The 8,320-nt window shown below is 64.4% G+C and carries 3 protein-coding genes; all 3 read left to right on the top strand.

What is annotated here, in order from left to right; all coding sequences use genetic code 11:
- Positions 1–170 precede the first annotated feature (170 nt).
- Positions 171–3,380, top strand: a complete 3,210-nt coding sequence (locus EII26_RS12500; protein ID WP_124889491.1) for a Synerg-CTERM sorting domain-containing protein — start codon at positions 171–173, stop codon at positions 3,378–3,380.
- Positions 3,381–3,848: 468 nt separating this feature from the next.
- Positions 3,849–6,905: a Synerg-CTERM sorting domain-containing protein gene (locus tag EII26_RS12495; protein ID WP_124889490.1), complete on the top strand. Its 3,057-nt coding sequence runs from the start codon at positions 3,849–3,851 to the stop codon at positions 6,903–6,905.
- 332 nt (positions 6,906–7,237) lie between these two features.
- Positions 7,238–8,320: adenosylcobinamide amidohydrolase (locus EII26_RS12490; protein WP_158612340.1), on the top strand; the 1,083-nt coding region annotated here is incomplete at its 3' end.

Raw genomic sequence — 8,320 nt, 5'->3', positions numbered from 1 at the left:
CGATTTCAAACACTTGAATGTCTTTCATAATGTCTCTACTATACCACTTCTGACAATTTCGAACTCATCCTTACCCACACAGAATAACGAGGAACCATGAAGGTTTTGTCAGCAATTGTTTTGTCCGCGGACGGCTTTCCGGCGGGGCGACGATCGGCGGGGTGGCCGGGGTGAATGCAGGAAAGATCAAGGACTGCTCCGCAGTGTGCGAGGTTCTGCCCGGCGCAGAAGCGACGGCTGGAGCCCTCGTCGGAGACAACCAGGGGACGGTATCCGGGTGCGGGTGGGTGTCGGGCCTGGGGCCGGACGATGCCGTGGGGGACGGGGAGGAGCCTGAAGGTTCCGAGGCCGTGGCGTCGGAGTCCGCTTTGCCCGCCACCTCGGTTGTGCTGACGCCGTTCCTCGGGATGCTCGAGGGCGAGGCCAAGACGGTTGCCGCGGAGGTTCACCCCCATACGGCGTACAACAAGGGCTTGCTCTCTTTCGCCTGGACGGCCGAGGGGGCTGTTCTGAACATCGTATCCCCCAATGCGGAGACGACGGAGATCGAGGCTCTGAAGAAGGGGACGGCCGCTCTCAAGTTGTCCTGCGGCGGACTTCCGGGAGGGGAGCCCCTGACTCCGTCGACCGCCGTCGTGGTCCGGGGGCTTCTGCCGGACCCGGTCAGCCCGGACGTTCCGGGTCCGGTCAGCCCGGATGTTCCCCTCGTTCCGCTCGTCCCCATCAGTGCGGACATAAGCTGGTATGACGAGGGGCAGACGGAGTTCGTCATCTCCACGGAGGAGCAGCTTGCGGGGCTGGCGAAGCTGGCGAACGGTGGCAAGGACTTCTTGGGCATGACGGTGAGGCTGAATGCGGACCTGAACCTTGCCGATAAGATCTGGAGTCCCATCTATCAGTTCCGGGGCACCTTTGATGGACAAGGGCATACTGTCCGGATCGGCGCCCCTCTTTTTGACTCTATCAGTACCAAAGGAAGTCAGGTAGGAACGGTTCTCAACCTGAACCTGACCGGCGACATTGTGTTTGCTTACGGGAAAGGCCAGTTTCAGAGGGGTGCTCTTGCCAATACGTGCAACGGGACGATCCGGAACTGTTCCTTCACGGGCTCCATGGTCGTGGAGTGCAGGGGGGTGAGCACCATCTCTCTGGGGGGACTTTATGGAACGGGCGCTGGAGGGATCTCCGACTGCCGAGTGCAGGCCCGATTGGAGGCAAGGGGCAAATATTGTGATGTGAAAATGGGCGGCATCGCTGCCGGGGCTGGAGGAACAATCCAGAACTGCTCCTTTGAGGGGGAGTTCCGTCGCGGCGAAATGGGAAAATATGCGAAACAGATGACTGTCGGCGGTATTGCCGCAGAGGGCTCTTCCTCTCTCAAAAACTGTCGGGCGCGCTTTACCGTCACCTTTGCCGAGACCATAACATTTTCGGATGTGCTGCTCGGTGGCATTGCCGGGAAATGCAGCACTTTGGAAAATTGTCTGGCGGAGTGGACGATCTCCGAGGATTGTTCGGGGGCGGGTACAGCGTCGGTGGGCGGCATTGCAGGCTATTATAGCGGAACGGAGGCTGCTGCGAACTGTGTTTTCAACGGCGAGCTCGACGTTGGAGACGGGCCTCGGGTTTTCCTGGGAGGGATCTTCGGCAGGATTGCTGAAAGCGATTCCTCTGGCGTCTACAACTGTTTTGCCCGCGGCCGGCTTTCCGGGGGCAGGACCGTCGGCGGCGTGGCGGGCAAGGCGACCGGGACGATTGAGAACAGCTCCGCGGCGTGCAAAATTGAGACCGGGCCGAACGCGGTCTCGGGTGCCCTCGTCGGGAACAACGCCGGTGCGGTGAAGGAGTGCCGCTGGGTATCGGGGCTGGGTTCGAGTCAGGCCGTGGGAGGGGGGACCGGAACCGTCGTCAACACCGATGCTGTGGCATCAGAGTCTGACCTGCCCGCCACGTCGGTTGTTTTGGTTCCCCTGCTTGGTCTGACCGAGAACAGGGGCACGCCCGTCAAGGCGGAGGTCTATCCCCAGACGGCCGCCAACAAGGGCACGGTCGGCTTCAGCTGGACGACAGCCGACAAGGATGTCCTGAACATCGCGTCCCCCAATATGGAGACGGCGGTCCTCAAGGGACTGAAGGAAGGGACGGCCGGCCTCAAGCTGTCCTGCAGCGGCCTTCTGGGGGGGACGACCTACAACCCGACGTCCTTCGTCACGATCCGGCGCGTTCGCCTGGAGTCCCTGAGCCTGAGCCCCGGGAACATCGAACTGAGCCAAAAGGGCCAGAAGGCGGAGATCCGAGCGGAGATCCGTCCGGGGGCGGATGCCGCCTCCTTCCCGCAGTGCGATTGGAGCTTCAAGGTGCTCGAGGGGGCTTCTGCAGAGGCCGACGATATCGAATTGACGCCCGCCGCCAACGGCCTTGGCGCGACGGTGACGCTGTCCCGGCCCGTGTCGGGTGCGAAGTACCGGATCGTCGCCTCGGCGGTGGACGGGTCCGGCCTGTCGGACGACGTGATCGTCACGGTGAAACATGTCTCCCCCGTACCGGTGAGTCCGGACGTGAGCCCGGATGTGAGCCCAGACATTCCCGCGCCGTTGAGCCCGGATGTTCCGGCCCCTGTGAGCCCCGACATCGAGGTTCCGGAGGCCCCGGAGAAGGGCGTGGCCCCGAGTCTGCCCGATAAGGCGCCTGCAGGGGTGGGTTCGTCGAAGCCGGAATTTTTCAAGGGCAAAGAGACCTCGGCCTTGAAGAGCGCAGCGGACGCGCTCTCCGACAGCGGATTGACGGAGAGGGATCTGATGTTCGATGCGGATACGGGTGTGGTGAGGCTTCAGAGCCGTGTGGTTCGGGAGGTTGCCGGTAAGGTGCTTCCGTCCGGTTCCACGCTGAGGCGTGTGCGGACGCTGCCGGTGCTTTCGGCTGTTTTGCCGCAGGGAGCGAACGTTGCGGCGGTTGGATTGGAGCTGACGGGTACGGAGCTGCTGTCGAAGAGGGCTTCCGGTGTGAAGCTGCTGAAGGCGACGGGTCCGGATACGGGAGCGCTGCTGAATTGGGCGGGCAGTCCGGAGGAGTTTGGCGACGGTTGTTTCACGGTGCTGGATTCCGGAGGCGGAGTAGTGGAGGAGTTGAAGCCTCGCGTTCGGTACGTTCTGACGGTATTCATCAAGGACGGAGGGAAGTACGACCTGGACGGCGAGGTGAACGGCAGGGTGGTCGATCCTCTGGCGCTGCTGTCGGTGACGGGCGGTTCGGAGCCGGGTCCGAGCCCTCAACCGGAACCGGAGGGAAGGGACAGCGGCGGCGGTTGCGACGCGGGCTTTTTGTGGAGCTGGCTGCTGTTGCTGGCGGCTGTTCCTGTGGTTGGGCGGCGAAGGGGTTAACCCCTCCGTCGCCTTCGGCGACACCGACGGCCCGTGAGCAAGGGCGAACGGCAGCCGGAAGGCTCCCCGAAGGGGGGTAGGGGCGGCGAGTGTTTTTCATAAGACGCGCCTGTCTGACATTCCCCGCCAACGCCTCCACAAGGCAATCAATTGCCTTGCTTCGGCACAGCCGACCAACGCAGCGCCGCAATCGCTGACGCGATTGCATAAGCTGCGTCGTCTGGCTGAACCCCTCCGGTTCGCTGGCGCGAACCACCTCCCCTTTAAGCAGACGACCAGCTCTTTTCAGCCTGCAAGGCTGAAAACGCTGAGTCGGTCGCTTATGCCGAACGGTAGCAGAGTTGCTGCCGTTCGGCGAAGCAGATGGGCCGAAAAGTGAGATAAGCCGTGCCGGTCGCTCGGGAGCTTCATCAGGGGAGGCTTTGGGATCCCTACTATGGGGAGATAGTAAGAAAGGAGAGTGAAACCATGCGCAAACGGTTGCGCGGCGTCAAGGGCATTGTCATTTTGGGAGTGGCTCTTCTGCTGGCATTGCCCACAGCTTTTGGGGCGGAGGTGAAACTCTGGTCCGACGTGGCCGACACGTCCTGGTTGAACCAACATGCCGGGACGGAGGCCGACCCCTACCTCATCGAGACGGCGGAGCATCTGGCCGGGCTGGCCAAGCTGGTCTCGGACGGTAACGATTTCAAGGACAAGTACGTCCTCCTGACTCGGGACATCACCATGGCGGGAAGGGAGTGGTCTCCCATCGGCTGGATGTGCGCCTACGGGGACCTGGCCGGGTTTGCAGGCACCTTTGACGGTGGAGGCCATGCCGTCAGGGGCGTGACTATTTCGACGGGCGCCTATCTTCCGCGCAGCCCGGCTACAGGAGCTCTCAGTCATTCCGGTTCCTTCTTTGGTCATATCGCACCGACGGGCACGGTGAAAGATGTGACGGTCATGGGCTCCATCACCAACAGGAAATCCAACGGCGCGGCGGGGATCACGAGCTGGGTGGACGGAAACATTCTCAACTGTACGACGTCCTTCGACCTTCGAGGTTCCAGCCCCGCCAACTCTTATGTCGGCGGGATCGCCTCTCTCAACGGCGGCGGCATGATTCGCAACTGCGTGACCTTCGGCACGGCCAAGGCGGTCGAGGCTGGCGGGTTCCCCTATGCGGGGGGGATCCTGGGGTTCTCTTATTGGAATAAGGGAGCATTGGAGAACTGTACCGCGCTCTGTTCCGAGGTGGAGAGCGAGATGGACGCGGGGGGCGTCGTGGGCGGGTTCAGCCCCATGCCGGAGATCTTCAGGTACTGCGTTTCGGTCTGTGACTCCGTGAAGGCACAGCCGGCCTATACCGGAGGGATCGTCGGGGCCTACGGCTACGGCTGGACAGACTGCTACTGGCTGAAGGTGAAGGAGACTCAGCCCAGTGAGGGGTGGGGAACCTCGCCAGGAGCACCGGGGAAAATCACGGACCCGGCGCAGCTGCCGGTCGCCTCGGTGGTGCTGGATGCGGCCGACGTTCGTACGATGCTTGTGGGGGAGACGCGGAAGATCCGCGCCCGTCCCTATCCCTCCACGGGGGACCTCTCGGGCCTGAAATACAGGTGGACCGCGGAGCGCGGCCTGACGGTCCTCTCCGGGACCGACGGCCCGGAGATCGAGGTGAAGGCCGCGTCCGAGGGGTTGTACCGCATCTCTCTGGCGGTGACGGGGGCGCTGGGCGTTCCGGTCGCCAGCGACGATGCGGCACTGACGCCCGGTGCGGTGCTGAAGGTCGTGAACGCCCTCCCGCCGGTGACGGGCATCGCCTTGGGCGCCCCCAACCATGCATTGAAGGAGGGGGAGAGCGTCACACTCACGGCCTCCACGATCCCTTTGGACGCGCAGCCCACGGTTCTAAGCTGGTCGGTGACGAAGGCGGAGGGGCAGGGGGCGTCTGTTGAGGATCTCCTCCTGGAGGACCACGGGAATGGGACAGCCGCGGTGACGCTGAAAAAACAGTATAAGGACGGTGCGTCCTACGTCGTCACGGTCCGGTCGGCTGGCGGCCAGTCGGCTGTGGCTGCGGCTACGGTTTGGGGTGAGGCTCTGGGAGCTGAGCCGAACATGCCGGGGTTCGTCCCGATCGGAGTGATGCTTCCGGGCGGGGCGGAGGGAAAACGGCCCTTTGGGGTGAGGTCGGGCCTGGCCGCAGATCTGTTGCCGGAGATGGGCGCGGTCCCGGAGGACTTCCGCCTTGGCGGCGACGGCCTGCTGTACCCGAGCCGTGCCCGGCTGGAGACGGTGATGGAGGCGCTGGGAAAGCAGGAAGGCGTGAAGCTGAGCGGTGCCTCACCGTTCCCGCTGATCGCGCTGGAGGTGTCGAAGCCGCGAACCCTGGCGGCTGTGGGCTTCTGGGTTGAGGGCAAACGCTTCCGCGCGTCCGCACCGAAGGACGTTGCGCTGTTCGGGGTTCGTCCCGGCGGGACGGGCGAGCTTTTCCGATATGCAGAGAACCCCAGGGATTACCTGGACGGGCATTTTGCGGTGCAGCGGAAGGACGGGAGCGTGATGAAGGGCGACGCCCCGTTTGCCGCGGAGGAGACGTACGGGCTGGTGGTGTACGTCCGGGACGGCGGCCGGCCCGACGGAAATCCCGTGGAGCGTAAGGTCGCCCTCAGTGCGGTTCTGGCGAAGAACGCTTCCTTGCCCGGACCGGTGAGTCCGGACGTGAGCCCCGATATAAAACCGCCGGTGAGTTCGGATATTCCCGGGCCTGTGAGCCCGGACGATTCCAGGATCCCCGAGCGGGGGGTCGCGCCGGCACTGCCCGAGGGGACGAACGGGGAGATTGCCTCGGTGAAGCCCGAGCTGGTTCTGGGCGATGGGCCGTCGGATTCGCTGGATCGTGCGGTCAGGATGCTTTCGGAGTGCGGCTTGGAGAAGGGAGACCTGGACGTCGACCGGAGGACGGGTTTGGTGAGGCTGAACGCGGACATGGGCTGGGATCTTTCGGAAAGGGTTGTGAGCTCCGACGGTTTCATCGACCAGGTGAAGTCACTGCCCGTTCTGACCGCGAGCCTTCCGGAGGGAACGAGCGTTGCTGCGGTGGGTATCGAGCTGACGGGTGCGGCACTTCTGGCGGAGGAGGCTTCCGAGGTCAGGGTGCTGAAGGTGACGGGTGCGGATTCGGTTCAGCTGATGAAATACGCAGGTTCCGCCGCGGAGTTCGGCGACGGCCGCTTCACGGTTCTAGAGGGGAACGGCCGACTTGCCGGAGACCTGAGCCGGAGCGGCCGGTACGTATTGACGCTGTTCATCAAGGATGGAGGAGAGTACGACCTGGACGGTCGGGCGAACGGCAGGATCGTGGATCCTGCGCTGCTTTTGTCCGTGGAGCCGTGGGCAGCGCAGACCCCGAAGCCCAAGCCGAAGCCCGGCCCGGAGACGCCCAGGAGTGGATCCAGCGGCGGTTGTGACGCGGGCTTTTTGTGGGGCTGGCTGCTGTTGGCGGCGGCTGTTCCTGTGGTTAGGCGGCGGAGGGGTTAACCCCTCCGTCGCCTTCGGCGACACCTCCCCTTTCAGGGGAGGCTTTTGGCCCCCATACAAGGGGGGCTGCTGAGCGATAGCGAAGCTGGGGGGTGTTATCGCGCCTCAAGAACAACCCCTCCGCCTTACTACGTTCGGCACCTCCCCTTTCAGGGGAGGCTTTCGGCCCCCATGCAAGGGGGGCTGCTGAGCGATAGCGAAGCTGGGGGGTGTTGTTGAGCGTGCAAAGCAACCCCTCCGGTTCGCTGGCACGAACCACCTCCCCTTGCAGGGGAGGCAAGTAATGGTCTCTTTGTTAAACGCAGTTTGGTATGCGGGAAGGAAGTCGAGGCATGAGGATCTGGAGCTCCCCCTGCGGGGACGAGGCGCATCACTACAACAAATCCGTGGTCCTGACCTTTTCGGGGCCGCGCAGGGTGCTGAGCACCTCGCCCTTCAACGGAGGGCTTCGGGACGACCTGGAGCAGGTCTTCAACCATTGCTGCAATCCGGGAGAGGGCATGGCCTGCTTCATGAGGGCGCCGACCTACGCGGAACACCTCGCCCTTGTGGCGGAGGATCTCGGGCTCGATCCGGTCCGCTGCGCTGGATTGTCCACGGCGGCGTCCATGGAGAGGATGGCCGTGAGGACGGGGCGTTGGGGTTCCGCCACGGCGACCGCTTTTGTTACGGCCGGTCTGGAGGTCAACGGCGGCCGCGTCGGGGACCCCGCCTCGTGGGACGAGGAGCGTTCCCTCGCCGCGCATCCGACGGGAACCATAAACATCCTGCTGCACGTCGACTGCGACCTGAGCGAGGGGGCCCTGACCCGGGGGCTGATCACCTGCACGGAGGCCAAGGCGGCGGCGCTTCAGGAGCTGGCGGTCTCGAGCCGCTACTCCCGCGGGCTGGCCACGGGATCGGGAACCGACGGCGCGGTCCTCGTCGCCGTTTCCGACGCTCCGCTGCGTCTCACCGACACGGGCAACCACAGCAAGCTGGGCGAGACGATCGGCCGTGTCGTCATGGACGCGGTGAAGGAGGCCCTGAGGCTTCAGACGGGCCTGTGCCCGGAGATGCAGCACGACGTGCTGCGCCGTATGGATCGCTTCGGCGTCACCGAGGACTCCCTGTGGGCACGTTACCGCGGACGGCCGGACCCGCTGGACCGTCCGCATTTCTCCGATGTCCTGCACGGCCTGTCGCGCCGGGGCGAACTGGTGGCGACCCTGTCCCTGTGCGTTCACCTCATGGACCAGGCGCTCTGGGGGCTCCTGTCGCCGCAGGATGCCTGGGAGGCCGCCCGGGCTCCTTTGGCCGCGCTGGGGTTCGGGGTGGGCGAGCGGCCGCTTCCTGCGGATGCGGAGGCCCTCGTCACGTCGTTGACCGACGTCTGCTGCGAGGGGCTGCTGGATCGTGTGGAGCGGGACCGGAAT

This window comes from Fretibacterium sp. OH1220_COT-178 (assembly GCF_003860125.1).
Classification (GTDB): domain Bacteria; phylum Synergistota; class Synergistia; order Synergistales; family Aminobacteriaceae; genus CAJPSE01.
The sequence above is the reverse complement of the archived record's forward strand: the minus strand, read 5'-3'. Positions and strand labels throughout refer to the sequence as shown.

Excerpts from the sequence above, each read along its gene's own strand:
- EII26_RS12495 (WP_124889490.1), top strand. The coding sequence starts at position 3,849 with ATGCGCAAACGGTTGCGCGGCGTCAAGGGCATTGTCATTTTGGGAGTG.